The sequence below is a fragment of the Oscillospiraceae bacterium genome (assembly GCA_031265355.1).
In the GTDB taxonomy this organism is placed as follows: Bacteria; Bacillota; Clostridia; order Oscillospirales; family UBA929; genus JAIRTA01.
Window position 1 is genome coordinate 11,540 of sequence record JAISCT010000015.1, and the last position, 25,027, is coordinate 36,566.

Annotated in this window: 23 protein-coding genes and 1 other RNA gene; 13 read left to right on the forward strand and 11 right to left on the reverse strand. The window is 63.2% G+C overall.

Annotated elements, in window-relative coordinates; all coding sequences use genetic code 11:
• Positions 1 to 6 precede the first annotated feature (6 nt).
• The 11 genes from LBK75_01805 to murD all read right to left on the reverse strand — a co-directional run bounded on the left by LBK75_01805 (position 7) and on the right by murD (position 11,452).
• Positions 7 to 1,488: an NYN domain-containing protein gene (locus tag LBK75_01805; GenBank protein MDR1157031.1), complete on the reverse strand. Its 1,482-nt coding sequence runs from the start codon at positions 1,486 to 1,488 to the stop codon at positions 7 to 9.
• A 295-nt stretch (positions 1,489 to 1,783) separates the two neighbouring features.
• Positions 1,784 to 2,851, reverse strand: a complete 1,068-nt coding sequence (locus LBK75_01810) for a hypothetical protein (protein ID MDR1157032.1) — start codon at positions 2,849 to 2,851, stop codon at positions 1,784 to 1,786.
• 140 nt (positions 2,852 to 2,991) lie between these two features.
• Positions 2,992 to 3,561 (reverse strand): uracil-DNA glycosylase, encoded by a 570-nt coding sequence (locus tag LBK75_01815; GenBank protein MDR1157033.1) that lies wholly within the window; start codon positions 3,559 to 3,561, stop codon positions 2,992 to 2,994.
• 107 nt (positions 3,562 to 3,668) lie between these two features.
• Positions 3,669 to 4,039: RNase P RNA component class A (gene rnpB, locus LBK75_01820), an RNA gene on the reverse strand.
• Positions 4,040 to 4,123: 84 nt separating this feature from the next.
• A complete protein-coding gene (locus LBK75_01825) occupies positions 4,124 to 4,672 on the reverse strand; it encodes an AbrB/MazE/SpoVT family DNA-binding domain-containing protein (protein ID MDR1157034.1) in 549 nt (182 codons plus the stop codon).
• Positions 4,673 to 4,831: 159 nt separating this feature from the next.
• Positions 4,832 to 5,638, reverse strand: coding sequence for a prolipoprotein diacylglyceryl transferase (locus LBK75_01830; GenBank protein MDR1157035.1), 807 nt, complete (start codon positions 5,636 to 5,638; stop codon positions 4,832 to 4,834).
• A gap of 180 nt (positions 5,639 to 5,818) precedes the next feature.
• Entirely contained in the window at positions 5,819 to 6,619 is an 801-nt protein-coding gene (locus LBK75_01835; protein ID MDR1157036.1) for a hypothetical protein, read from the reverse strand.
• A gap of 153 nt (positions 6,620 to 6,772) precedes the next feature.
• Positions 6,773 to 7,825 carry a M42 family peptidase gene (locus tag LBK75_01840; protein MDR1157037.1) on the reverse strand — a complete coding sequence of 351 codons (1,053 nt, stop codon included), beginning with the start codon at positions 7,823 to 7,825 and terminating at the stop codon, positions 6,773 to 6,775.
• A gap of 77 nt (positions 7,826 to 7,902) precedes the next feature.
• A complete protein-coding gene (locus tag LBK75_01845; GenBank protein MDR1157038.1) occupies positions 7,903 to 8,931 on the reverse strand; it encodes a M42 family metallopeptidase in 1,029 nt (342 codons plus the stop codon).
• A 50-nt stretch (positions 8,932 to 8,981) separates the two neighbouring features.
• Complete coding sequence (locus LBK75_01850) at positions 8,982 to 10,046, reverse strand: M20/M25/M40 family metallo-hydrolase (GenBank protein MDR1157039.1); 1,065 nt, start codon at positions 10,044 to 10,046, stop codon at positions 8,982 to 8,984.
• Positions 10,043 to 11,452: a UDP-N-acetylmuramoyl-L-alanine--D-glutamate ligase gene (gene murD / locus LBK75_01855; protein MDR1157040.1), complete on the reverse strand. Its 1,410-nt coding sequence runs from the start codon at positions 11,450 to 11,452 to the stop codon at positions 10,043 to 10,045. Before murD ends, LBK75_01850 begins: the two co-directional genes overlap by 4 nt.
• Before the next feature lie 201 nt (positions 11,453 to 11,653).
• On the opposite strand from murD, the gene recJ reads away from it, so the two are divergent.
• The 13 genes from recJ (at position 11,654) to gmk (ending at position 25,010) form a co-directional block, all read left to right on the forward strand.
• A complete protein-coding gene (gene recJ, locus LBK75_01860; GenBank protein MDR1157041.1) occupies positions 11,654 to 13,702 on the forward strand; it encodes a single-stranded-DNA-specific exonuclease RecJ in 2,049 nt (682 codons plus the stop codon).
• Between the two features lie 104 nt (positions 13,703 to 13,806).
• Entirely contained in the window at positions 13,807 to 16,014 is a 2,208-nt protein-coding gene (locus LBK75_01865) for a bifunctional (p)ppGpp synthetase/guanosine-3',5'-bis(diphosphate) 3'-pyrophosphohydrolase (protein MDR1157042.1), read from the forward strand.
• A gap of 32 nt (positions 16,015 to 16,046) precedes the next feature.
• Positions 16,047 to 16,673 carry an MBL fold metallo-hydrolase gene (locus LBK75_01870; GenBank protein ID MDR1157043.1) on the forward strand — a complete coding sequence of 209 codons (627 nt, stop codon included), beginning with the start codon at positions 16,047 to 16,049 and terminating at the stop codon, positions 16,671 to 16,673.
• Positions 16,670 to 18,148 (forward strand): coproporphyrinogen dehydrogenase HemZ, encoded by a 1,479-nt coding sequence (hemZ, locus tag LBK75_01875; protein MDR1157044.1) that lies wholly within the window; start codon positions 16,670 to 16,672, stop codon positions 18,146 to 18,148. Before LBK75_01870 ends, hemZ begins: the two co-directional genes overlap by 4 nt.
• Positions 18,149 to 18,328: 180 nt before the next feature.
• Positions 18,329 to 19,186: a diadenylate cyclase CdaA gene (cdaA, locus tag LBK75_01880; protein ID MDR1157045.1), complete on the forward strand. Its 858-nt coding sequence runs from the start codon at positions 18,329 to 18,331 to the stop codon at positions 19,184 to 19,186.
• 49 nt (positions 19,187 to 19,235) lie between these two features.
• Positions 19,236 to 20,492 carry a hypothetical protein gene (locus LBK75_01885; GenBank protein ID MDR1157046.1) on the forward strand — a complete coding sequence of 419 codons (1,257 nt, stop codon included), beginning with the start codon at positions 19,236 to 19,238 and terminating at the stop codon, positions 20,490 to 20,492.
• Positions 20,493 to 20,544: 52 nt separating this feature from the next.
• Positions 20,545 to 20,958, forward strand: a complete 414-nt coding sequence (locus LBK75_01890) for a SoxR reducing system RseC family protein (protein ID MDR1157047.1) — start codon at positions 20,545 to 20,547, stop codon at positions 20,956 to 20,958.
• The gene (locus LBK75_01895) at positions 20,959 to 21,873 is read left to right on the forward strand and encodes a DUF5685 family protein (GenBank protein MDR1157048.1); all 915 of its coding nucleotides are present in this window, start codon (positions 20,959 to 20,961) and stop codon (positions 21,871 to 21,873) included. It begins immediately after the preceding gene.
• Positions 21,870 to 22,505 (forward strand): J domain-containing protein, encoded by a 636-nt coding sequence (locus LBK75_01900; protein MDR1157049.1) that lies wholly within the window; start codon positions 21,870 to 21,872, stop codon positions 22,503 to 22,505. The genes LBK75_01895 and LBK75_01900 overlap by 4 nt, the downstream gene beginning before the upstream one ends.
• A 107-nt stretch (positions 22,506 to 22,612) precedes the next feature.
• A complete protein-coding gene (locus LBK75_01905) occupies positions 22,613 to 23,131 on the forward strand; it encodes a hypothetical protein (protein ID MDR1157050.1) in 519 nt (172 codons plus the stop codon).
• Positions 23,132 to 23,222: 91 nt separating this feature from the next.
• Positions 23,223 to 24,101 carry a YicC family protein gene (locus LBK75_01910; protein ID MDR1157051.1) on the forward strand — a complete coding sequence of 293 codons (879 nt, stop codon included), beginning with the start codon at positions 23,223 to 23,225 and terminating at the stop codon, positions 24,099 to 24,101.
• A gap of 17 nt (positions 24,102 to 24,118) precedes the next feature.
• The gene (locus LBK75_01915; GenBank protein ID MDR1157052.1) at positions 24,119 to 24,397 is read left to right on the forward strand and encodes a DUF370 domain-containing protein; all 279 of its coding nucleotides are present in this window, start codon (positions 24,119 to 24,121) and stop codon (positions 24,395 to 24,397) included.
• Positions 24,387 to 25,010, forward strand: coding sequence for a guanylate kinase (gene gmk, locus LBK75_01920; protein MDR1157053.1), 624 nt, complete (start codon positions 24,387 to 24,389; stop codon positions 25,008 to 25,010). Before LBK75_01915 ends, gmk begins: the two co-directional genes overlap by 11 nt.
• The last annotated feature ends 17 nt before the right edge of the window (positions 25,011 to 25,027 follow it).

Sequence of the window (25,027 nt, forward strand, 5' to 3'; positions counted from 1 at the left end):
CAAGCCTTACACGCCAATGGACATTTTCAAGCGCTTTTTAGGGGCGGCTTCCGATTTGTCTTCAATGACTTCCAATCGAAGAGCCTTCAAGTATTTGTTTAGATATCGGTTTTTATCACTCTGAAGCTGTTTTTCGGTACCGGTAAATCGGCATTCTTCGAAGATGCTATCGACAATGTCGTCGACATCGAACACAGACCAAATCCCAGTCTCGTTGAAATCGTCGACGTATGCCTGCAATGAAGCTTTGAAAGCCATTTCCTTGAATTCTTCGATGTTACCCTTGCTAAAGTCATCCATCGCACAGTAATAAATGCCACTGTTGGCCATCGCGTCTTTGAGTGCGCTTCCGGTTTTAGAATATTCCATCAGGATGAGGAAGTCTGCTTCGGGGAGGGCTTTATATAGTCCCCAAAAATCCGAATCGGATGAGGCCAGGATAAAAGACCCAACGCCGTTTTGAAAGTGTTCTCTGCATACGCCGGCTGTCAGAGTTATATCAACAAGACTTTTGTACTGCGAAACTCTGTTTATACGGATATGTTCGACCGGAATCCGGAGAAATTTGCTGATGAGCGACCACGCCGGTGTGGTATGAGGATCATCGTAAAGTATAACCTTCGAAAGCTTCGATACGGCCGCAGGGCTGAGATTGTGCAACGTTGAAAACAGATTGTATATATCGCAGTTTTCGCAGTCAACTACAAGAACGGTGCTGAAGCTTCTTTCTATAAATTGATAGATGTTGGTCTTGGTGGCGTCGCCAGCATCCCGAACAAGACCGTGCGCATTGAAGTGTACGCCATGGGCATCATAAAGCAAAACGAGAAACTTTTCATCGCTGTTGAGTATGTTGCCGTCCTCCTTCAGGATTTCTTTCGGCCAGTTGATATAGGCTTGAAACGGGTAGGTATATGCATTCTCCCAATAGCGTTTTTTGGCTTTGTTTAAGACATCGGCTTTCGTATTCTTTGGCAAGACATAACAACCAGGCATCAGAAATAAATCTCTGATGTACTCCCACGCGACCCAGCTTGGGATTAGATGTTTGCATTTGTCAATATTATCAAGTATCAGCTTGTTAAAAAAGACAATATAGTGATTGATAGTGGTGTTGGTTTTCAAAACTTCAAGTCCTTGAGAACGCAGCCATTTGATATCTTCATTGTCCACAAGCTTGGGCATATTGTCAATATTTATAAGTGCGTTTAAGTTGTTCTCAACCACCTTATAGTCCCGAAGCATCACATTTCGAAGAAGACATAGATTGCGCATGATTCTCGCAGCTTTATCTTCGTTCAGCTTCTCATATAGTTCTGGGCAGTCGTTGAGATATACATTGTCTAGGTGGTATTTTTTGATGCCGAGCAAATACGCCATTGTCGTAACGATGTTTTTGGTGAGCTTGCGGTTGTATGCAATGAACGGTCTCGTTTCCTGCTGGGCTGAGGGTTGTTCGAGGGATAACATGTCCGATGCTGTTTTCATTTGGTAAATCCTCCTAAATTTGGTAAAATACGGTCTATTTTCTGCAAGCGGCAGAGATGGGAAAAGGTTTGCCACACTGAGAGTCTATCAGATGAAGTCCCCTGCCGTCAATGAAATTTCTGAGATTCTCGGTATCAAACAGTTGTACGAGGGGCCAGTCGGAGTCCAATAACACCGGCGGCGCGGCGGCGTGGATTTTTCCCGAAATCAAAAAAACATTGACAACAAGACAAAACGGCGGCCAAAGCCGCCGTTTTACATAGAGTAGCCATATAGGTTGCCATCTGGCAAGCCCTCAGACGAGGTGAAGGAGGCAGGCGGCGGTTTGGTCGGCGTGGCGTTCTACGGAGGCAAAGTCCATGTAGGGGTGGTAGTAGGTCTCCAGTTCGTCGTGGAGACGCTTGGCACAGGCCAAGGCTTCCACCGCTTCGCACAGCAGGGCACGCTCGGTCTTGTGCAAAAAACGCAGGCGGATGCGTTGGCGGCGCAGCGGTTCCGGGTTTAGACAGGCGTTTAGCCGAAGACGGCGGAAAGGCTTGCTGTCGTAAACATGCAGGTGCCCGGAAGAGACAAAGCCGACCCCCAGACCGGGGAGCAGCACATGCTCAAGTTGATGGGTCGGGTTCATCGGGCTGTAGCAGGCGACGGCCTCCTGCCCGGCGGCGAGCGCCGCCTCCAGGATGGGAGAGAGCATCATGTGCGCCAGCCCGTAGTCGTCGTTCAATTCGTAGAGGCGCGGACAGAGGACGCGCGCCGTGTCGTAGCGGCAGAGCAGGCCGCGCGGCGTGATGGCGCTGAGGAAACGCTTTTTCAGCGCCGCACCGGGGCCCGGTTTGATCTCCCGGCCGATGATCCCCCGTGCGCGGCGTGCCAGCGTGTCCAGCGCCGCGCCGCCGAGTATGGAGTCGAACATGTCGTCCTCCAACGCGCGGGCGGCGGATAGGCAGCGGGTGGCGCGCGCGTAACACGGGCGAATCGCGCGGATCAGCCGCTGGATCTCCGTCCGGTTCGCCTTGACGGCGCCGATGTCGCAGTGTGTGCCCAGGTTGCAGTAACGCTCGACTGCCAGCGGGAAGACAGGTTCCACCACATGGGGCGCGGTGCCGTCGACGATGGCGGCGTTTAGGCTGGGAAAAATCACGCCGTCCAGCGAATCGGGGTCGGAAGAGCAGAGGATGGATTCGACGCTGTGACCGGCAGCGGTCACCAGCGCGCCGACGTGACGCATGAAAGTGGATTTCCCGCAGCCGGGCCCTCCCTTGAGTACGATGACGTCCCGTGCGGTGTCCGGATCGATGAGTTCGTCGTACAATGAGTAAAACCCTGACGGGGTGTTGGCGCCCAGAAAGAATTCTGCCGACATGACGGTCCCTCCCAAATTTTCCTGACATCTGAACCATCCTATGCACCTGAGAAAGCCGTGGTGAAAAAGAGGAGACCTGCGCCGCACAACAAAAAGCCCGGCCTCCGCTCAGCGCGGAGATCGGGCCCGTTTTACCGGTGTTACGCCAGGGTTTCGGGACAGCACTCTAAGATGGCGGTCTCCAGGATTTTTAAGTCGTCGAAGGCTTCCGGGCGCCGGCGCGGGTCGCGCAGCAGAAACGAGGGGTGGAAGGTGGCCATGAGTCGATAGTCCCCGCGCGGAAAGATCGCGCCGTGTTCACGGGTGATCTTAAAATCTTCCTTGATGATGCGCGTCGCCGCGATACGGCCCAGACAGACGATGATTTTGGGACGGATCAACGCGACTTGGTTGCGCAGCCAGCCGATGCAGGCGTCCTGTTCTACCCCGAGCGGATCGCGGTTGCCCGGCGGGCGGCACTTGACGATGTTGGCTATGTAGACGCGCGTGCGGTCGAGCCCGATGACCGTCAGCATATCGTCGAGCAGCTTGCCCGCCCGACCCACGAAAGGTTCCCCGGTGAGATCCTCCTGCTGTCCGGGCCCCTCTCCGATGAACATCACGCCGGCATCCCTCCGGCCCACGCCGAAGACGACGTTTTGCCGGGTCTCAGCCAGCGCACAGCGCGCACAGCCGCGCACCGAGGACTCCAAGGCTTCCCAAGAAAGCAGATGCGCCACCCTCTCTCCGCCGGCGCGCACTTCCGACACTTGAACCGGAGACGGCGCGCCACCTGTTTCGACACCGCGCGCGGGGGACAAAAGCCCCCCGCGCGCGGCCGGCGAGTAAGTCTGTAAGCCGAGTTCTGTCTTGAACAGTCATCTATCTAGGCCACGCGTTGCCGCATGGCTCCAGCCACCTGTGGGGACGGCCGGGCCAGCCTTGCGTCCCACTGAGCGGTGTTGCTCCGGATAGAGTTTACAGGGCCGCCCGGTCTCCCGGGCGCCGGTGAGCTCTTACCTCGCCTTTCCACCCTTACCCGGACGGCCGCCGGCAAAGTCGCCGGCAGCCACCAGGCGGTATATCTCTGTTGCACTATTCCTGGAGTCGCCTCCGGCGGGCGTTACCCGTTATCCTTGCCCTATGGAGCTCGGACTTTCCTCGTGCGCGGCCTTTCGGCGCTGCACACGCGACTGCCCGGCTTACTCGCACCCAATATTGTACCAGCCGCCTGGGCAAAAGTCAAAAGATTTCCCGAGGATGTCTTCCGTAACCCTGGCGGCGGCGTCAGGGTTACACTTCCATCTGCCGGCCCAGAAAGCCCGCCGCGACTTGGGTGAGCTTGGATTCCGTGTCCCCCATGGTCGCCGGGGCATCACTCGTCAGGACGAGGAGCAGCACGCAGCCAGACACGTCGCCCTCTGCCAAAATCGGAGCCGCGACGCCCACATGGTATTTTTCGTGTCCCTCAAGGACCGGCACTTTGGCGTCCCCCTGCTGACAGCGGTAGGTCTGACGTTCCTCCATGATCTGTTCCACGCCCTCGCTCAGGCGTTTGTCTACCATCTCGCGTTTGGCCGGTCCGGACACGGCGATCACCGTGTCCCTGTCGGTGACGGCGGTCATAAATCCGCTGATCTTGTGCAGCGTCTCACAGATCTGTGCGGCAAAATCGGACATCTCGCCCATCGGGGAATATTTTCGAAAGATAACGCCGCCTTCCTTGTCGGTATAGATCTCCAACGGGTCTCCCTCGCGGATGCGCATAGTTCTGCGAATTTCCTTGGGGATCACTACCCGTCCCAAGTCGTCTATGCGTCTGACGATGCCTGTGGCTTTCACGATCCGGAACCCTCCTGATGTTGATTGTCGTCCACGCGCCGGACGGGCGGCCGGACCGCCGGCTGGTGTCCGTCGCGGCACTGCACCCAGTTCATGCCGAGCGCGCGGCCGTAATCCCTAGTATTCGTCAGATTTGGGTACACTATACAAAACACGACGTCAGAGGGAGAGCGGGGCTCCGAACAGTTCCGCCGGCCCGGGAGAGACAGGCACGCGCCGCGACAGCCAGAAAAGACCCGCCGCAAAGAGCAGTACGCTGATCCACTGGGAGGTGGACACCCCAAAAGCAAAGCCGCGGACGGCGTCGCCGCGGAAGAATTCCAGTGTGAACCGCAGCGGCGCGTAAAGCAGGAGATACAGCGCCAGTGTATGCCCCGGGACATGCGGCCGGCGTTCGTACCACAGCAGGACCAGACAGATCAACAGGTTGCCGGCGGCCTCGAAGAGCTGCACCGGCAGGCGCGCCACGCCGTTGGCCTCAAGCAGCGGCGAATGCCTAAAGACAGGCCCCCACGACACTTCTATGCCGTAACAGCAGCCGCCCAGAAAACAACCTACCCGGCCCAGCATGTGCCCGGCGGGAATGGCAGGCGCAAACAGATCGGCCGCCGTGGTAAAAGGGAGCCGGAACCGGCGGAGGTACCACAGGGCCGCCAAAAAGCCGCCGATGACGCCGCCGTAAAAGACCAACCCGCCGCTCAGAGTAAGAAAAGACTCCCACGGGTGCGCGACTACAAGATCCCAGTGGCGCATCGCCCGGGGGATGTTCGTGAGCAGGAAGGTCAGCTTAGCCCCGGCGAGTGCGCCGACGATGCACAGGACAAAGAGATTCACGGCGTCCGCCCGCGGGAAGGCGAGGCGTCGGCAGCGCAGCAGCGCCAGAACGCCCGCCAATGCGCCGCCGAGGACCGCCATGAGCCCGTAGGACGAGATCTGGCGCCCGAACAAGGACAAAAACGGGTGCATGTGCGCACACCTCCGTCCCGCGGCCGCAGCGTGTTCGGCCGGGCCCAAATAAACAACACGGTTCCGCCCGGCGTATGACCCGGAACGGAACCGGTGTTTGCAAAAAGATCATCCGGATGTACTTGCCCGAAGCACGATCTGCCGCACCGAAAAGAAACGCCGTCGGAGCAGCGGTATCGATCAATAATCCCAAAAATCAGGAAAACCACCCATGGAACTGCCGATAGCGGTCAGGCAGAGCGTGCAGGTTACAAAGACGAGCACAGCAAGCCCCAACGCGATAATATTGCAGATGAGGCCGCCGGTGGCGACACCGCTCGACGCACCCACGGCAGCGTTCTTTTTCCGCGCGTTGATGGCCAAAATAAGACCGACGACGGACATGACAATGGCGATGATGTTGACCCAGCCAACCCACGCGAGCACCAATGAGATGATGCCAAGAACCAACGAGGCGACGCCCATGCCATGTCCCGGCGCCTGCTCTGACTGGGCGTCATAGAGCGGCGGATACGCTGACCCAGCGTCCTGCTGATACGGGGGCTGATAGGCTTGCCCCTGATAAGGCGGCTGACCTTGGTAAGGCGGTTGCTGATAAGGCGGCTGGCCCTGATAGGGTTGTTGCGCCTGATAGGGCGGCTGTTCCTGATGAGGTTGCTGCGCCTGATAGGGCGGCTGTTCCTGATAGGGTTGCTGCGCCTGATAGGACGGCTGCTCTTGATAGGGTTGCTGCGCCTGATAGGGCGGCTGTTCCTGATAGGGTTGCTGCGCCTGATAGGGCGGCTGCTCTTGATAGGGTTGCTGCGCCTGATAGGGCGGCTGCTCTTGATAGGGCGGCTGCGCCTGATAAGGCGGCTGTTCTTGATAGGGCGGCTGCCCTTGGTGGGGGGGTTGTGTCTGGTAAGACGGCCCCGGCTGAGGCGGCTGCTCGGGGTTGCCGTAGGGGTTATTCTGCTTGTTTGGGTCGTTCGAATAATCCACTGTCTCCCCTCCTGTCGAGTTGAGTGATTGGGTACCTTGAAAAACTTTGAGCCCGGCGCTTCATTTGGCAGAAGTTTGCTAAAGGCGCCCGATTATGAATCCGCACCGTGCCCTTTTTGTTTAGGCACCTATTTCGTGGTTATCATATCACGCCTAAAGGCGCTTTGTCAAACCATTTCCGCTATTTTCCTCGCTTTTTAGGGAAGAAAATGCAGTCGGCAGAGCGGCGATCAGGGCGGCGCACGATGCAAGGTCGCGCAGGTCGGCCATTTCGGCCGCCGTGTGCGCGTAGCGGACCGGGATATCGACAGCCCCCGCTGGCACGCCGGCTCGGGAGGCGAGGACGGCGCCGGCGTCGGAACCGCCCTGCGTCGGCACGGCCCGTTGGAGGGGAATCCGGTGTGTCCGGGCCGTGTCCTCCAGAAGGCGCACCAGATGGGCGGGTGTGATCAACGTGTCGTCCATCACCCGGAGGGAAGCGCCGCCGCCCAGCGTCACGTCGTTTTTGCAGGTGCTCTCCGGCGTGTCGCCGGCCTCGGAGACGCCGACAGAGACGGCCCACGCCGGCGCGAGCGCATAGGCCGCTGTGCGAGCCCCGCGCGCACCGAGCGCCCCCTGAACCGTAAACACAAAGGAGAGGTCGCACGCCGGCCGCCGCTTCTGCGCCAACACGTGCAGCAGCACCGCACAGCCGGCGCGGCCGCTCAGGCCGGGCGAGATGATCCGACTGTCTGTCACAAAGCGCTCCGCCGCATACGCGGCGCGGTCCCCGACCTGCACCGAGTCGGTGCGGCCGGCTATGCCGAAATCGAGATAGCAATGTTCCCAAGAAACGTCCTTCGGCGCAATCTTTCCCTCGTGAGCCAGGACGCCGCACACGCCGTCCTCCAGCACAAACACGCGGCCCAGTGCGTGGAACAGAGGCAGCGCGCCCACGGGGGCCACGCGCGCAAACCCCGCCGCGTCGACATGTGTGACGAGCAGGCCGACGGTGTCCATGCGGGCGGACAACATGAGGTGCGGGCCCGGACCGCGCCGGCGGGCGATCACATTGCCGAGCGCGTCCGTGCGGATTTCATCCGCATGGGCGGCCGCCAGCGCCGAGATCGCCCGGGCGACTTCGCCTTCGCCGCCCGACACCCCGACAATGCCCGCCAGCGCCTGCAAGGTTTTTGTGATCTCCGGTATCCCCGCTGTCTCTGCCATAACATCCGCCTCCAGTTTGATCGAATCAAAATGGTAATATTTAGATATCTTATTCCGGTATTTGATGAGTGGCCGTGTCATGACGACGCCGGCAGCTGTGCAATGAATGTGCACAAAAGGGTGTAGAGATGTGTGAGATCGGCGGTGTCCGCCAGGGAGTGGGCACTGTGCAGGTAGCGCACTGGCAGGGCCAGCGCGGCGGTTGGCACGCCGCACCGGCTGAGGTGAAGCGCGCCCGCGTCCGTACCGCCGGCCAGAAATTCCTTATATTGCCACAGAACGCCGGCAGTCTCAGCCGCCGCAATCAGCCGCCGTACCAAGGCCGCATCGTATACCGCACCCCGGTCCATGACGGGGATGACCGCACCGCCGCCCAGGCGGCAGACCTGCTTGTGCGGCGGCAGGTCCGGCTGTTCGGCCGCCGTGGTGCTCTCCACCACCACGGCGAGATCAGGGGCAAGAGCCTGGCCCGCCGCGTGCGCGCCTCGGGCGCCGACCTCTTCCTGGACCGTAAAGACCGTCCAGGTGTCGAGCGCCGGGCGCGTCTCGGTCAGAAGCCGGATCAGGCAGGCGCAGCCAGCCCGGTCATCCAGCGCCTTGGCCCGGATCCACCCATCCCCGAAGTCCGCTGGCGGGCTGTGGAAGGCGCACACGTCGCCCGGCGCGGCCATCGTCTCGGCCTCCGCCCGGTCGCGCGCGCCAAGATCGATGTAGAGATCCTCGACTTTTGGGGGTTTTTCCTCCCCCTCGCGGTCGCGCAAGTGGTAGGCCTTGAGACCGATCACCCCCGGGTGTTTGTCCGGCCCGACCGAGACGCGGCGCCCCGGGAGGACGCGCCGGTCGAACCCGCCGATACAGCCGAAGCGCAGGTACCCCTCGTCGGTGATCTGCTTGACAAGAAAACCTACCTCGTCCATATGGGCGCAGAGCATGAGTGTCCGGCCGTCCGGCCGTACGCCGCGCCGAAAAACCATCAGGTTGCCGAGCGCGTCCTCGCGGATCTCATCGGCGTGGGGAGCGACCCGCCGGCGGATTGCGTCGCGTACCTCGTCTTCCCAGCCGGAAACGCCGTCCAGCGCGCAGAGTGCCTTGACCAATGCAATCATGTTTTCACCTCGCGCCTGCCCGGCGTTTTGTGGAAAAATGGACGTTTCAATCAACCTTGCCTCTGCCGGCGGCTCTGTGCCGGCAGGCAATCCTCCAGTTCGGGGGATGAGAGGAGAGCGCAAAGGAGGCGCGCGGTGTTCTCCAGATCGTCCAGGCGGAGCGTCTCGACGGGGGTGTGCATGTACTTGAGCGGCACCGACAGCACGGCCGTCGCGGCGCCCGCGCCGGCGATCTGCAGTACCCACCCGTTCGTACCGCTGGAACCCTCCATCGCCTCGATTTGAAAGGGAATCTCCCGCGCCCGCGCCTGCGCGGTCAGCGCTGCCGCCAGGCGGCGGTCGCAGTTGGGACCCACGCCGATGCACGGCCCGCCGCCGGGCGCGAATGTGCGCGTGCGCGGGGCGTCCGGCGTGTGCGCGTGGGTTACATCCACCGCGATGCAGGCGTCCGGCCGCAGGCCGAAGGCCGCCGCGCGCGCGCCCTGAAACCCCGCCTCCTCCTGCACGCTGCCGCACACCGCGAGGTCCACGGCGCACGGGGCGTCCCCCAAAAGGGCCAACGCGCGCAGCAACACGGCAAATCCGGCCCTGTCGTCCAGCGCGCGGCCGGTGTATTGCCCGCCGCCGAGCGGAAAACAGTCCGCGTCGAAGACGCCGAACGTGCCCGCCGGAAACCGGCGCGCCGCTTCGGCCTCCGCGAAGCCGGTATCGATAAACAGGTCCTGCACCGGTGTCATGCGCACGTCGCCCGTCCCCTGCAGGTGAGGAGGCAGGCAGGTGACGAGCCCGGAGCCGGGCGGGCTACCCAACAGGCGTACGACTTGGTTCGGCAGGATGCGCGGGTCGATGCCGCCCACCGTGCGAAAGCGCAAAAAGCCCTGCGCGCGGCCTGTGACGACAAAACCGACCTCGTCCAGATGGGCGTCCAACAAAAGCAGAGGCGCCCCCGGCCGGCCGCAACGCTTCTGACCGATCAGGCTGCCAAGCCGATCGATTTCCACGCTGTTTACCAGTGGGGCCAGCAGTGCCGCGGCGCCGCGTACGACCGGGCTTTCCCGGCCGGCCGGCCCCGGCCAAGCGGTAAGCTCTGAGAGTGTCGTCAGCAGATCCGTCATACGAGCGCCTCCGTTCCCGACCGGCGGGCCATCGCTCGGGCGAGCACCAGCTCTTTGAATCGATTCCCGCGCGCCTCGAAGTTGGGGAACTGGTCAAACGAGGCGCAGGCTGGTGAGAGCAGGATGATGTCGCCGGGCTCCGCCTGCGCAAAGGCCATCTCCACCGCCCGCGCGAGTTCCCCGGCGTCGGCGATGGGCGGTGCGCCGGGCACACCCGCCACGGCGGCGCGAATCGTCCCCGCCGTGGCGCCGATGAGGATAAGCGACTTTACATGCGCCGCCGCCGCCGGTCCCACGTCGTCAAACGGGATGTGCTTGTCGTACCCGCCTGCGATGAGAATCACCTTTTGTGTGAACGCGCGCAGCCCGGCTAGCGTTCGGGTGGGGCTGGAGGCGATGGAGTCGTTGTAGCAGCGCACGCCGCCGACCTCCGCGACGAGTTCGATCCGATGCGGTACGCCGGCGAAATCCCGGGCGATCCGCGCCATGACCTCCGGGCGCACACGTCCGTACAGCGCGGCGCAGGCCGCCAGATAATTTTCCACATTGTGCGTCCCGGGCAGGCGGATTTCCCGTGCGGCAAACAGGCGTTCGCACCGGCCGTCCTCTCGGACGACGAGCGTGCCGTCCTGAAGCGACACACCCTCCGGCAGCGGCGCGGTTCGAGAGAAGAGGCGCGCCCGGCCCGGGGCCGCCTGGGCCATGGTCCGCGTATGCGCACAATCGGCGTTTAAGACGACCAGCCCGCTTTTGTCCTGGTGGCGGAAGATGTTCTCCTTGGCCTGCATATATTCCTCCATCGAGAGATGGACGTCGAGATGGTTCGGCGTCACATTGGTGATCACCGCTGTGGCGGGACTCGTAGATAGGGTCATCAGTTGAAAGGACGACAATTCCAGCACCGCCGTGTCGCCCGGGGTCATGCGGCCGGTGTCGGCGAGCAGCGGCCGGCCGATGTTGCCGCCCAAGTGGACGGTCATACCCTCGGCGCGAAGCATCTCCGCGATCAGCGAGGTAGTCGTCGTCTTTCCGTCGCTGCCGGTCACGCCGATGACGGGGCAGGGGCAGACGGACAGAAAGTCCTCGATCTCCGAGGTGACGACGGCGCCGTTTTCGCGGGCGCGTACGAGGGCCGGCAGGTCGGGGCGCATCCCCGGCGTGCGATAGATGCGCTGCTGTGTGAGATGCGCCAGGTAGTCGGGTCCGCAGCGCAGCTCGACGCCCAGCGCCGCGAGTTCGTCCGCAACAGGTCCGAGTGCCGCACGCGTCTTTCGGTCGCAGGCGGTCACGTGCGCGCCGGCGTCCGCCAGCAGGCGGATGAGCGGCGTGTTGCTGACGCCGATGCCGAGCACGGCCACCGAAACGCCCCGGAACGCGCGGAGGTATGCGTCAAACGAAGGAGTCATGCTTCACCTCAACCGGTCTCAAAAGGTCCGGAGCGGGTGCCCCGGTTTCTTCTATTATACGCAAGGCGTCGGAGAAATTCAATGTTCTGTTTGGCGTGCCCCCAAAAGGCCGCGCCCAAAAAACGCGGCCCTCTCTTGCTCTTTGCCCGATTGCTTGGTATAATAAACAAATTACAGATGGGGAAGAGGAAACAGATATCCATGAAATATCAGGCGTGGACCGGCCGGCCGGCGGACGATCGGTCGGTGGAGAGATTGGAGGCGGCGGGGTACGGACCGCTGCTGGCGCGCGTGCTCTGCGCGCGGGGCTGTGCGGCGCCCACGGAGGCCGACGCATTTTTGTCAACGGACCTCGCCGCGCTGCCAGATCCCTTTTTACTGCGCGATATGGACCGTGCCGTGGCGCGTATCCGGCAGGGGCTTGCGGCGGAGGAGTGCATGGCGGTGTACGGCGACTACGATGTAGACGGCATCACCGCGACCGCGCTGTTCACGCATGCGCTACGCGCGCGGGGGGCTCGCGTAATCTGGTATGTCCCCGACCGGCTTGAGGAGGGGTACGGACTGAATGTCCCCGGGCTCGCACAGCTGCGCGAACAGGGCGTGAGTCTGGTCGTCACGGTGGACACCGGCGTGACGGCCGTCGCCGAGGCCGAGGCCGCCCGGGCGCTTGGCCTCGATCTCGTAATCACGGATCATCACCAGTGCCGGGAGATGCTCCCAGACGTCTGCGCCGTCGTCAACCCCTGCCGACCGGACTGCGGCTACCCGTCCGCTTTGGCGGGCGTCGGCGTCGCCTTCAAGCTCCTTTGTGCGCTGGAGGCGCCCGTGGCCGCGGCGGAGGTGCTGGCGCGCTACGGCGACCTCGTGGCACTCGGCACGGTGGCTGACATCATGCCGTTGACGGGCGAGAACCGCGCGCTCGTGGCCAGGGGGCTCTCTCTACTAGAAAGCAGCCCCCGTTTGGGGATCCGATATCTGTTGCAGGAGGCAGGTCTCACGGCGGGGCGGCTCACGGCCGACTCGATCGGCTACGGTCTCGGGCCTCGGCTCAACGCGGCCGGGCGCATGGGCCGGGCGCAGACGGCCGTCGAATTGCTGCTCACGGACGAGCCGGCCGAGGCCGCGCGTCTGGCCGGCGAGCTCTGCGATTTAAACCGCCACCGCCGGCAGGTGGAAAACGCGATCTTCAAGGACGCGCTGGCCCTGCTGGCGGATGAAGCGCTCCCGCCGGCCATTGTGCTGGCCGGCCGCGGCTGGCACGCAGGCGTGATTGGCATTGTGGCCGCTCGGCTGGCCGATCATTTCGAGCGGCCCGTCTTTCTCATCTGTCTGGAGGACGAGAGTGGCCGCGGGTCGGCGCGCAGCGCCGGCGGTCTGAATCTGGTGGATGCGCTGACACAGGCGTCCGATCTGTTGGATCATTACGGCGGACACGAAAAGGCCGCCGGGTTTGCTCTTCCCGCGGCACATGTCGACGCGCTCCGTGAGCGGCTCTGCGGCGTCGCCGGCGCGCTTACGCCGGCTGAGGCGCGGCCGCTGATCGTGGATGCGTTTGTGACGCCCCGCCAGCTCACGATGGCTCATGTGGACGAACTCCGTCGGCTGGAACCGCATGGGACGGGGTGCCCCACACCTGTATTCTGCCTGGAGGGTATGTGTTTAGGAGAAGTGCGGCCCGTCGGCGGCGGCCGGCATCTGCGCCTCTCGGTTTCGGGCGGCGGCGTCTCGCTGGACGTCATCTGCTTCGGTACGGACGCCGCGGCGCTGGGGTATGTTGAGGGTGACATGGTGGATCTCTCCTTTCATGCAGAGATCAATACCTTCCGAAACCGCTCCCAGGTGCAGCTCAGGTTCTGCGACATGCGCCTTGCCATGCCGGAGCGCGCGCAGGAGGAGCGGGAGCGGGCGCTGTATGCCCGGTTTGAGGCGGGCGGTGCGCTCACGGGGGAGGAGGCCGCGCTGCTGCGGCCCTCGCGCGAGGAACTGGCCACCGTGTGGCGCTACCTCAAACGGATGACGGCCGTCTCGCCGCTCACTGAGCAGCGCGCGGTGCTGGCGCGGAAGATCATGCGGGCCGCGGGTCTGCCCGGGAGCTTCGGCCGAGTGGCGGTGGCGCTGGACGTATTTTCGGAGCTGTCGTTGATCCGGCGCTGGGAGGCGGGGGTTGAGATCACGATCGAGATCGCCGCTGTCCAAGAGAAGGTCGATCTTGCCGCCTCCCGGATTCTCGCGTCGCTGGCCCCGTGACGGCGGCCCCGGCCATGGAGGCGCCGTGGCCGCGCCGTGGTCCATGGCACAGGCGTTTGGGTGTATGATGATTGTGTGAGATCGGGCGAGAGGAGGGGAGCCGGATGGAGGAAAGCAAGGTGATAGCGCTGTGTGAACAGCGCTATCAAGAACTGCTCGCGCGGCTGCAGAGTAACACGCCCGCCGTTGACGCGGCGCGTCTGCGCGCGGCGTACGAATTTGCCGCCCGCGCCCATGAGGGGCAGCTCCGTAAGGACGGCAGCCCGTATGTGACACATCCGGTCGAGGTCGCCCACATTGTGGTCGATCTGGCGCTCGACCTCGACTCTGTGATCGCGGCGCTGCTGCACGACACCATCGAGGACACCGGCTTCGAATATGCCGACATCAAACAGAATTTCGGCGCGACGGTGGCCAATCTCGTGGACGGCGTCACGAAACTGACCCGCGTGCCCTACACATCGAAGGAAGACCAGCAGATGGAAAATCTGCGCAAGATGTTTCTTGCCATGGCGCGCGACATCCGGGTCATCCTGATCAAGATCTGCGACCGCCTGCACAACATGCGCACGCTGGAGTACCACAACGCGCAGAAGCGCCGCGAAAAATCGCTTGAGACGATGGAGATCTACGCACCACTGGCGCACCGTCTCGGGATGCAAAAGATGAAGTGGGAACTTGAGGATCTGGCGCTCTTCAACTTGGATCCCGTCGGCTACAAAGAGATCACGAGCGAGCTCGCGACGCGCAGTGCGGTCCACGAGTCCTTTCTGGCCCACGTGCAGGAGCGGTTGGCCGACCGATTGGCGGAGAGCGGCATCAAAGCCCACATCGAGGGACGCATCAAGCACATCTACAGCATCTACCGCAAAATGTACAACATGCACAAGTCTCTGTTCGAGATTTACGATCTCTACGCCGTACGGGTGATCGTGGACGAGCTGGCGGACTGTTACAATGTGCTGGGCTTTGTCCACGATCTCTACAAGCCCATGCCCGGGCGGTTCAAGGATTATATCTCCACGCCGAAACCAAACATGTACCAGTCCCTGCACACGACGGTCATTGGGCGCGAAGGGCTGCCCTTTGAGGTGCAGATCCGCACTTGGGAGATGCACCACACGGCGGAGTACGGCATCGCTGCGCATTGGAAATACAAGCAGGGTGTCGAGGGTCAGCTTGGGATCGAACAGAAGCTCGAATGGGTGCGCCGCCTGCTGGAGGCGCAGCAGGACACCGACGCCGAGGACTTTATCCGCAGCCTGAAGATCGACATGTTTGCCGACGAGGTCTTCGTCTTCACGCCGCGCGGTGATGTCATCAATCTGCCCGCCAAGGCGACGCCGGTCGATTTTGCCTACGCGATCCACTCGGCGGTGGGCAATCGGATGATGGGTGCAAAGGTGAACGGACGGATTGTCAGCATCGACTACAACCTGCAAAACGGCGACATCATCGAGATCCTGACCGGCAATACGCACGGCCCCTCGCGCGACTGGCTCAAGCTGGCCAAGACAAACGAGGCGCGCAACAAGATCCGCCAGTGGTTCAAGAAAGAGCGCCGCGAGGAGAACATCGCGCAGGGCCGCGAGGAGTTTGACCGGGAGCTCAAACGTGTGGGTATCCCTATGTCCACGCTGACGGCGGAGGACACTCAGACTGCCATTTTAAAGCGGCTCTCCTTCGGCTCCATGGAGGAGCTTTACGCCGCCATCGGGTACGGCGGCATTACAGCCATCCGAGCGGCGAACCGGATTCGGGATGAACTGGTGCGCATCAACCGACTGCAGATGCAGACCGACAAGGAGACGGTGGAGCGCTTTGTACGGGACATCAAAAAGGCCCGCAAAGCCATCTCTGGTGTCATTGTCGAGGGGATCGACAACTGCCTCATTAAATTTGCTCGCTGCTGCGCGCCGGTGCCCGGCGACGATATCGTCGGCTTTATCACGCGCGGCTATGGCGTGTCGGTACACAAGGCCTCCTGCGAAAACGCCGTCAAGGGCCAGGCAGCCCCGGACGCGTCGGGCCGCTGGGTGCATGTAACATGGTCGGAGGAGATCAAAGACCTGTACCAGGCCGGCCTGCATGTCACCGCGCGGGACAGAGACGGCCTCTTCCTCGACATTGCCACGGCGCTCAGCAATCTCAAAGTATCGGCGCGTCAGATCAGCGGCCGTAGCCAGGGCGACGATCTGGCCGTTGTCTACCTCACGGTGGAAGTGCGCGACGGCGAACAGCTTCTGAACGTTATCACCCGGCTGGGCCGCGTGGAGGGTGTCATCGAAGTGGCCCGGAGCGCGATCCAGTAGCGGTTCTCCGCACAAACAGAGGAGGGGTTTGGATGCAGGTCGGGACGATGGTCGTCGGCCATTTTTCAGAAAATTGTTACCTCGTATGGGACGAGGCACCCGGTCCGGCGGTGGTGATCGATCCGGGCGGGCAGCCGGAGCAGATCTTGGAGGCGCTGCGGAAAAGAGAGCTGACGCTCGCTTTGATCCTCATCACGCACGCGCATTTCGATCACTTTTTGGGCGCGCCCGCCCTGCAACGGGCCACCGGCGCGCCCGTGTACGTCCACCGGCTGGACCGGGACGGCATCGTCGCCCCCGGCCGGCGTTACGGTCTGCCGCTCTCATACCGGCCGCCAGAGGATGTGCGCGCCGTGGAGGACGGCACGCAGCTGACGGCCGGGACCATGAGCTTCACCTATTGCCACACGCCGGGACACGCGCGCGGCGCCTGTATGATCGTGTGCGGGGATGTGATCTTCTCCGGCGACACCCTCTTTGCCGGGGACGTGGGCCGGGTGGACCTGTTGGGCGGCGACGCGGAGGCCATGCGGCGCTCCTTGGCAAAGATCGCTGCCTGGCCGGGCGACGCCGTCGTGTACCCAGGCCACGAGGAGGCCACGACGCTCGCCCGAGAGAAGACGGACAATCGCTATTTGCAGCCGCCTTTCCGCCTGTGAATCTGCATCTCAGCGGCCATGCGGAGCGTTACGCCGTCGAACAGTGCCTGCTCACGTTTTTCCCGGACGAACGCCCCGTGTTTTGCCAGAGCCCGATGGCGCCGGACGCGGAGGGGATCGAATCCCGCCTCCTGCGCGGCGCGGTGCGGGTCACCGCCGTCACCGTGATCCGCTTGGATGGGCGGGTCTCGCGCGGTGCGGCGTATGCGCCGGCCGGGGCGGCGGGCGATGCGGAACGCACGCGCGCGTGGCGTTACGCGCTGAAACTGTCTTTCTACCGCGCCGCCTGCCTGGCCACGGGCCGCCGGCCGCCCTGGGGAGCGCTGACCGGCATCCGGCCGGCCGGCGTCGCGCTGCGGGTGTTGCGCGCGGGCGGTACGCGGGCGCAGGCGGACCGGATGCTGCGGGACCGCCACCGGGTGTTTCCGCGGCAGCGCTCTTTGTGTCTGGCGGCGGCGGAGGCGGCCCGGGCCGTCGAAGTCTCTCTGGCTCCGCGCGACGTATCGCTTTACGTTGGCATCCCCTTTTGTCCCACCCGCTGCGCCTACTGTACCTTTGTCAGCCACTCCGTCGAAAAAGCCGGCGTGCTGCTGCCGGCGTTTGTCCGTGCGCTTGTCCGGGAGATCGAATTGGCCGGCGCGCTCTGCCGGTCCCTCTCTCTGCGCCCTGTCGCGCTCTACATCGGCGGCGGAACGCCGACCACGCTCTCCGCCGCGCAGCTCGGCGACGTGACGGATGCCTTGGCCGCATATTTCGATTTGGCTGCTCTGAGGGAGTATTCGGTGGAGGCCGGTCGGCCGGATACCGTCGACGCGGAGAAACTGGCCGTGCTGCGCGCCCGCGGCGTCACGCGCGTGAGTGTGAATCCGCAGTCGATGAGGGACGAGGTGCTCGCGGCCATCGGGCGGCCCCACACGGCTGCGGACGTGTGCGAGGCATACGCGATGGTCCGCCGCGCCGGGTTCCCAGTGGTCAACATGGACCTCATCGCCGGGCTGCCAGGCGACACGCCGGTGGGTTTTGCCGCGTCGTTTGCCGAGGTGCTGGCCCTGGGGCCGGAGAACATCACCCTCCACACGCTGGCCCGCAAGCGGGGCGCACGCCTTGCGCGCGAGGATGGGCCGATCGCCGATCCGGACGGTGTGGAGGCGATGCTGACGGGCGCGTACGACCGCCTCGCCGGAGCCCGGTATCGCAGCTACTACCTATACCGGCAAAAGTATATGGCCGGCCAGTTTGAAAATACAGGTTGGGCGAAACCGGGCGCCGTAGGGCTCTACAATGTCTGCATGATGGAGGAACTGCACACGGTGATTGCTTTGGGCGGCGGCGGTGTGACCAAGTTGGTGGATCCCACCCGCGACCGCGTCGAGCGGGTGTTCAATCCGAAGTACCCCTATGAGTACCTCTCGAATTTTGACCGCATGTGCGAAAATAAGGCGCGTATCCGCCGGTTTTACGAGTTCGGTTCCTGAAAGCGACCTCTAAAAAATCCCATCGAACTGATATTTTCCAGATTGTTACAAAATTACTTTCCCTGGGACCGAGCTGTGTGTTATGATAGAAATGTGTTATGATTAAAGGGGGGCGTAGCGCGCGCCCCGCGTCGCCGGGGGCGGCTGTCGGAAGGTGTGGACAAAGGAGGATAGGCCGGGATGGAGACCATCAGGGAGATCATACAAAATCTCTCCCGCTACGTTACCCTGGTTTCGATTTGGGACGGGGTGGATATCCTCATCATGACCGTTGTCATCTACAAGCTGATGGAGCTTTTGCGCAGAAGCAGCGGCGTGCGCGTTCTCAAAGGCATCGCGCTGCTGCTGGCCGTCAGTTGGGTGGTGCAGCTCTCAAATCTCCACATGGTCAGTTTTGTGTTGGCCAACACAATGCAGATCGGCCTCATCGCCCTTGTCGTCGTCTTCCAGCCGGAGCTGCGGCGGATGCTGGAGCAGATGGGCTCCGGCAACCTGACGGGCCTGCTTGTCCGGGAGAGCCGGGGCCACCTGGAGGGCGTGATCATGCAGACGGTCGGCGCCTGCGGCACGCTCTCGTGGCGGCGGGAGGGCGCTTTGATCGTCTTCGAGCGGGGGACGCTTCTCGACGACGTGGTGAAGACGGGCACGCTGCTGAACGCGGAAGTGACCGCCGAGCTTTTGAAAAATGTCTTTTTTCCCAAGGCGCCGCTGCACGACGGGGCCGTCATCATCCGCCAGGGGCGGCTGGCCGCTGCGGGCTGTATGCTGCCGCTCTCAAACAACCAAAACCTGAGCCGTGACCTGGGGATGCGGCACCGCGCCGGCATCGGTATGAGCGAAAACTCCGACGCGCTGGTCGTGATCGTGTCGGAGGAGTCCGGCTCCATCTCGGTGGCGGACGGCGGCATGCTGAAGCGCCACCTCGATCCGGAGACGCTGGGACTCCTTCTCAAGCAGGAGCTGATGCCGAGCGAGGAGGAGGCGCCTGTCCGCGGCGTGTCCGGCCTGTGGCAGCGGCTGATGCGAAAGAACAGCTGAGGCGGCGCGCGGCGCCGGAAGGGATTGTCAACCGGAAGGGATTGTCGAAATGATCGAGTGGCTGAAAAAACATAACATATTGTTTTGGGTGCTCTCCCTGTTTGCAGCGGTCGTCCTCTGGTTGTACGTCCAGGTCAGCCTGGACCCGGAGGCCACAAAGACGCTGAACAACATCCTGATCACCCCGGTGGGGGAAGAGACGCTGCTGACCGATCGGAACCTGCGGATCATGAGCGGACTCGACACTACAGTGTCGCTGCGTCTGCGGGGCCGGCGCCCCGATCTCGCGCAGTGCGACGAGCAGAATGTGCAGGTGATCGTCGACCTCAAGAACGTCCAGGGGTCCAGTCCCCACTATTTGAAGTACGAGATCCGGCTGCCGGCGGCGGTGAACGGGCTCACCTCCGACTGGAGTTCGCCCGCCTATGTCACGGTGACGAGCGACAAGATCATCTCCCGCGTGCTGGACATCGAGGTGGATCGAAAGAATATGGGCGTGGCGAACTATTACAATCTGGAGCGCGTGCAGCCGGAGCCGGCCCAGATTCGGGTGACCGGCCCGTCCGAGCTGGTGAACACGATCGCCCGCGCGCAAGTGATGCCCAGTGCGCAGGAGATCGACCGCACGATGACGCTGCGGCTGCCGGTTGAACTGATCGACTCGGTCGGCAGCGCGGTCGTATCCGACATGCTGGAGATGGAGACCCGCGAGGTCTCCGTCATCTTGGATGTCTCTATGACGAAAGACGTGCCGTTGGAGGTCGACGTCATCGAGGGCGGCGGCGCGCTCCGGCGCCATGCCGAGATCACGGTGTCCCCGGAGACGATCCGCCTGACGGGCGACCCGGGCATTTTGGAGAACACGAACCGGATTGTGCTCGGTGTGATCGACCTCTCGAAGACACCCAACGGTATCACGCGCAGCACAATGCCCATCAAGCCGCCGAACGAGACGACGGCGGTGGACGGAAGCACAGACGCCACGGTCACGGTGAACATCACGGGCCTCACGGTGAAACGGATCGACACGGAGAACATCTCCACCGTGGGCGGTCGCCCGCCAACCGACTATGAGATCAACATCGTCACGCAGAGCATCCCGGCAATGGTGCGCGGTCCGCTCTCGTCCGTCGAACTGGTGAGCACCCACAACATCCGCGTGGTGGCCGACCTGACGGACTTGGATTTGATCGTCGGGCAGCAGACCGTGACGGCGCAGGTGTCCATCGACGGCGTCGCCGACGTGGGCGTGCTGGGGGACTACAAGATCGTCATCGATGTGGTGAAGTCGGCAAACACCACGTAAAAGAGCCGGTGGACAGCCTGCGCGCGCCGTGAGAACGCAAAGGGGGACAGGTATGCAGCAGCAAGCGGTAATCAAGCGAGTGCTGAACGCGCGCACAGCCCTCGTGGAGGTGCGCCGGCTCTCGGCTTGCGGGCATGACTGCGCAGCCTGCGGCGGCCTGTGCGCGGACGGCGTGCGGGTGCTGGTGAAGGCCGCGAATCCGTTGGGCGCGCGGGAAGGCGATGTGGTGACGGTGCGCTCGGAGACGAAACAAATTTTAAAATGGGCCGCGCTTGTCTACCTGGCTCCGGTGGGGCTGTTCTTTGCGGGGTACGTCTTGGGCGCGCTGCTTATCGGCGTCTCGCCGGCGTTCACAGGCCTGGCCGGGTTTGCGGGCGGCCTTGTCTGTATTTGGCTTGGCGGCCGGCGCTTGGGCCGGCGCGGCGGTGTGACGGCGCGGATCGTCGCCGTAGAGGGCACGCGATAGATGTTCGGTTATGTCCGTCCGCTGCGCTGCGAGCTGCGTGTCGTCGATTGGGAACGTTTTCGGGCGGCCTATTGCGGACTCTGTCACACCTTGGCGCGCGAGTACGGCTGGAAGGCGCGCTATCTGCTGGGGTATGACTTTACGTTTTTGGCGCTGGCGCTCTCGCTGTACGAGGCGCCGGCGCGCCCCGGACGGCGGCGCTGTCCGACGCACCCGTTTCGGCGCCGTCCCTGTCTGGCGTCCGGCGAGGCGATGTGTGCCGCCGCCGACTTGACGGTGCTGCTCACATATCACAAGTGGCAGGACACGGTACAAGACGAGTCCGGCCTCACGGCACTGGCTGCCAGGCTGGGTGGGTGGCTGCTCCGCGGTGCGTGCCGCAAGGCCGCCGCGCGGCGGCCGGAGACGGCGGCGGAAGTGGTCCGCGCTCTGGCGGATCTGCGCACCCTGGAGGAGGCCCGGACACCGGCCATCGACCCGCCCGCCGACGCCTTTGCGCGCCTGCTCGCCTCTCTGGGCGACCTTGCGCCGGGGGAGAGCGGCCGCCGCGTGTTGCGACGCCTCCTGTACCACCTGGGCCGGTGGATCTATCTGATGGACGCGTGTCAAGATCTTCCGGTCGACGCGGCGAAGGACCGGTACAACCCGGTGGCCGCCCGCTACCGGATCGCGGACGGGACGCTGACCGGGGAGGCCAGGGCCTCATTGGGCGAGACGGCGCTGTGCTCTCGGCGGGAGATGGAGCTGGCGCTGCCTCTGCTGCCGAACACGCCGGACACACCGGTCGTGGCCAACATCATCCTTGACGGGCTGCCCCACACGGAGGCGCAGGTGCTTTCGGGGCGCTGGTCGCGGACCAAACGGCCGTTCGTCTCCGACGCGGCCGGTACAGAAGATGAAGGGAACATGGGATGAAAGATCCGTACGGCGTACTTGGCGTCTCCCGATCGGCCTCCGACGACGAAATCAAAAAGGCCTACCGGGACTTGGCGCGCAAATATCATCCGGACAATTACGTGGGCAACGACCTGGCCGATTTGGCACAGGAGAAAATGAAGGAGATCAACGAGGCCTACGACACGATCGTGCGCGAGAGGGAAAACGGCGGCGCGCGCGCATCCGCCGGCGGTTGGGCGGGCCCCGGCGCGCAGGCAGGCCGCGGGGTCTATGCCAAGGTACGGCGGGACATCACGGCGGGACGCGTGGCCGAGGCCGAACGTGCGCTGCAGGGGATGGACACGCGCGACGCGGAGTGGTACTTTTTGATGGGAAGCGTCTGTTACCGCAAAGGCTGGTTTGACGAGGCCAGGCGCCATATGGAATACGCGTGCGCCCAGGACCCCGGAAATTTAGAGTACCGTCAGGCTGCGGAGCAGATGCGCGGTGCGGCCTACCGACGTCCCGACTTCGGCAACGCTTACGGGCGACGGAGGTACGGCGGTTACCCACAGCAGAGCGGCTGCAGTTCCTGCGACTGTTGTACGTCGCTCCTGTGCGCCGATTGCTGCTGTGAGTGCATGGGAGGAGATCTGATCTCTTGCTGCTGACACCGGATCCGGGTGTGCAGATGATTCAAGTGTCATAGAGTATTGCGTAAACCATCGTAAACATATCTTGTATATAAGCGTTGGATACAGGGAGGATGCCGGGGGACGTGATGACACATCTCAATACCAAACGGCTGGTGTTTTGCGCGCTGCTGGCGGCGCTGTCGCTGGTCCTGTTGGCGGCGGCGTCCCTCTGGCCGGCCGGGCGCCTCGGATTTTGTGCGCTGGCCGCCGTCCCCGTGGCCATGGCCGTGATGCGGCACGGACCGGCGGCCGGCGCTGTGACATGGCTTGCGGCCGGGCTGACGGGGCTGCTTCTGTTGCCCTTGCGGAGCGTGGCGCTCCTGTACCTCGCGGCCTTTGGGCCGTATCCGCTGGTCAAAAGTTTCTGTGAGCGTCGGCGGAGCCGGGTGATCGAGTGGCTGCTGAAGCTGCTTTTTTTCAACTTTGTCCTAGCGGGCTTTGTCCTGCTGCTGCCGGTAGCGTTGGGGCCGGGGGTCGATCTGCTGGCCCGGCCCGTCTGGCCGTTCGTGTGGGCGGGGCTTGAGGCCGTTTTTGTGTTTTACGACCTCGGCCTTTCCCGCCTGTTTGCCCTTTTGATGGACAGATTGGCACGGCTGTGGTGAGACGCCCAGTTTGGTAGCGGTGAAAAGTTGACAAAACGCTTAAAAACGTATAAAATAAAACGCATTGATCGAAGACGGGAGGCCTGAATCTATGATCGCCAGCATGACGGGGTACGGCCGCGCGGAGCGCGCCGGTGCGCAGAGGACGGTCACGATCGAGATCCGTTCCGTCAACCATCGCTATTACGATTGCTCCGTGCGGGCGCCGCGCCTGTTTACTTATCTTGAGGAAGCGGTCCGTGCCCGGGTGCAGAAGGCGGTGACCCGCGGCAAGGTGGACGTGTACATCATGCTGGACTTCGGCGGCGCGGAGACCCCGGACATCGCCCTGAACGCCCCTGTCCTGGAGGGGTACCTGTCCGCCCTGCACGGCATGGCCGACCGGTATGGCCTGCGTGAGGATCTTTCTGTCATGGCGTTGGCGCGCCTGCCGGAGGTGTTCAGCGTGCGCCGGGCCGAGGTCGACGCCGAAGCGTTGCTGGTGGAGGTGACGGCGGCGGCGGATGAGGCCCTCGCGATGTTTTTAGAGATGCGCGCGCGCGAAGGCGCGCGGCTGGCCGAGGACATGCTGTCTCGGCTCGATGTTGTCGAGGCGCTGATCGCCGAGATCGAGGCGCGCGCGCCTCGCACGGTGGCCGAGTACCACACCCGCCTGGAGGCCCGCATGCAAGAAGTACTGCACGGTGTCGGGGTCGACGAAAATCGCATTCTGGCCGAGGCCGCGCTGTACGCCGATCGGGTGGCGGTGAACGAGGAAACCGTGCGCCTGCATAGTCACATCGCACAGGCGCGCGCGCTGCTCCGCGGCGGCGGCGGGGTGGGCCGTAAGCTGGATTTTCTGATCCAAGAGTTCAATCGGGAGGCCAACACCATCGGCTCAAAGGGCAACGACGCCGAGATCGCGCGGCTGGTGGTGGACATGAAATCGGAGATCGAGAAGATCCGCGAGCAGGCGCAAAACATCGAGTAGCTGCGGGAGGAGACGCTATGAAACTGATCAACATAGGCTTTGGCAACATGGTGTCGGCCGGACGGCTGATCGCCATTGTGAGCCCGGAGTCCGCGCCCGTCAAGCGGATCATCCAGGAGGCGCGTGACCAGGGACTCCTGATCGACGCCACCTATGGGCGCCGCACGCGTGCGGTGCTGGTGGCCGATAGCGGCCACATTATCCTGTCGGCTATCCAGCCGGAGACGGTGGCGCACCGTCTGGATGTGCGGGAGGAAGAGGACGGTATGGCGGAAGACGTGGCCGATGATGCGTGACGGCGTGGGCGTCCTGGTCGTCATCTCGGGTCCTTCGGGCGCAGGCAAGTCCACCGTGATCCGGGAATTGCTCAGCGCAAAAGACCGCTTTGAAAAGCCTTTGTTTTTTTCCGTATCCTCGACGACGCGCCCCCCGCGCGCGGGGGAGAAGGATGGTGTACACTACCATTTCGTACCGCGGGCAGATTTTGAGGCGCTCATCGCACGCGACGGGTTCCTTGAATACGCCGAATATGCGGGGCAGTGTTACGGCACGCCGCGCGCGGCGGTAGAAACATGTTTGGCGCGGGGCGGGTGCGCGCTGCTCGACATCGAGGTCCAGGGCGCCATGCAGGTGAAGCGCCGCCGGCCGGATGCCGCGTTGGTGTTTTTAATGCCGCCATCTTGGGAAGAATTGGAAAGACGCCTGCGCGGTCGGCGGAGCGAGCCGGAGGAGAAGATCGTGCGGCGTCTCGCCATCGCCCACGAGGAATTCAACTATATCGGCGCTTACGACTATGTGATCTTTAATGACTCCGTGGAAAAGGCGGCCCGACAGATTGAGGCCGTCATCCGCGCCGAACGCTGCCGCGTGGCGCGGATGCTCCCCTGGGTCGGTTTGCAGACGCCGTAGCGCATTGGAAATTGGGA

Coding starts and splice junctions, on each gene's coding strand:
- LBK75_01805 (MDR1157031.1), bottom strand. CDS start 1,488: ATGAAAACAGCATCGGACATGTTATCCCTCGAACAACCCTCAGCCCAG.
- LBK75_01810 (MDR1157032.1), bottom strand. CDS start 2,851: ATGTCGGCAGAATTCTTTCTGGGCGCCAACACCCCGTCAGGGTTTTAC.
- LBK75_01830 (MDR1157035.1), bottom strand. CDS start 5,638: ATGCACCCGTTTTTGTCCTTGTTCGGGCGCCAGATCTCGTCCTACGGG.
- LBK75_01840 (MDR1157037.1), bottom strand. CDS start 7,825: ATGGCAGAGACAGCGGGGATACCGGAGATCACAAAAACCTTGCAGGCG.
- LBK75_01845 (MDR1157038.1), bottom strand. CDS start 8,931: ATGATTGCATTGGTCAAGGCACTCTGCGCGCTGGACGGCGTTTCCGGC.
- LBK75_01850 (MDR1157039.1), bottom strand. CDS start 10,046: ATGACGGATCTGCTGACGACACTCTCAGAGCTTACCGCTTGGCCGGGG.
- murD (MDR1157040.1), bottom strand. CDS start 11,452: ATGACTCCTTCGTTTGACGCATACCTCCGCGCGTTCCGGGGCGTTTCG.
- recJ (MDR1157041.1), top strand. CDS start 11,654: ATGAAATATCAGGCGTGGACCGGCCGGCCGGCGGACGATCGGTCGGTG.
- LBK75_01865 (MDR1157042.1), top strand. CDS start 13,807: ATGGAGGAAAGCAAGGTGATAGCGCTGTGTGAACAGCGCTATCAAGAA.
- LBK75_01870 (MDR1157043.1), top strand. CDS start 16,047: ATGCAGGTCGGGACGATGGTCGTCGGCCATTTTTCAGAAAATTGTTAC.
- cdaA (MDR1157045.1), top strand. CDS start 18,329: ATGGAGACCATCAGGGAGATCATACAAAATCTCTCCCGCTACGTTACC.
- LBK75_01885 (MDR1157046.1), top strand. CDS start 19,236: ATGATCGAGTGGCTGAAAAAACATAACATATTGTTTTGGGTGCTCTCC.
- LBK75_01890 (MDR1157047.1), top strand. CDS start 20,545: ATGCAGCAGCAAGCGGTAATCAAGCGAGTGCTGAACGCGCGCACAGCC.
- LBK75_01895 (MDR1157048.1), top strand. CDS start 20,959: ATGTTCGGTTATGTCCGTCCGCTGCGCTGCGAGCTGCGTGTCGTCGAT.
- LBK75_01900 (MDR1157049.1), top strand. CDS start 21,870: ATGAAAGATCCGTACGGCGTACTTGGCGTCTCCCGATCGGCCTCCGAC.
- LBK75_01910 (MDR1157051.1), top strand. CDS start 23,223: ATGATCGCCAGCATGACGGGGTACGGCCGCGCGGAGCGCGCCGGTGCG.
- LBK75_01915 (MDR1157052.1), top strand. CDS start 24,119: ATGAAACTGATCAACATAGGCTTTGGCAACATGGTGTCGGCCGGACGG.
- gmk (MDR1157053.1), top strand. CDS start 24,387: ATGATGCGTGACGGCGTGGGCGTCCTGGTCGTCATCTCGGGTCCTTCG.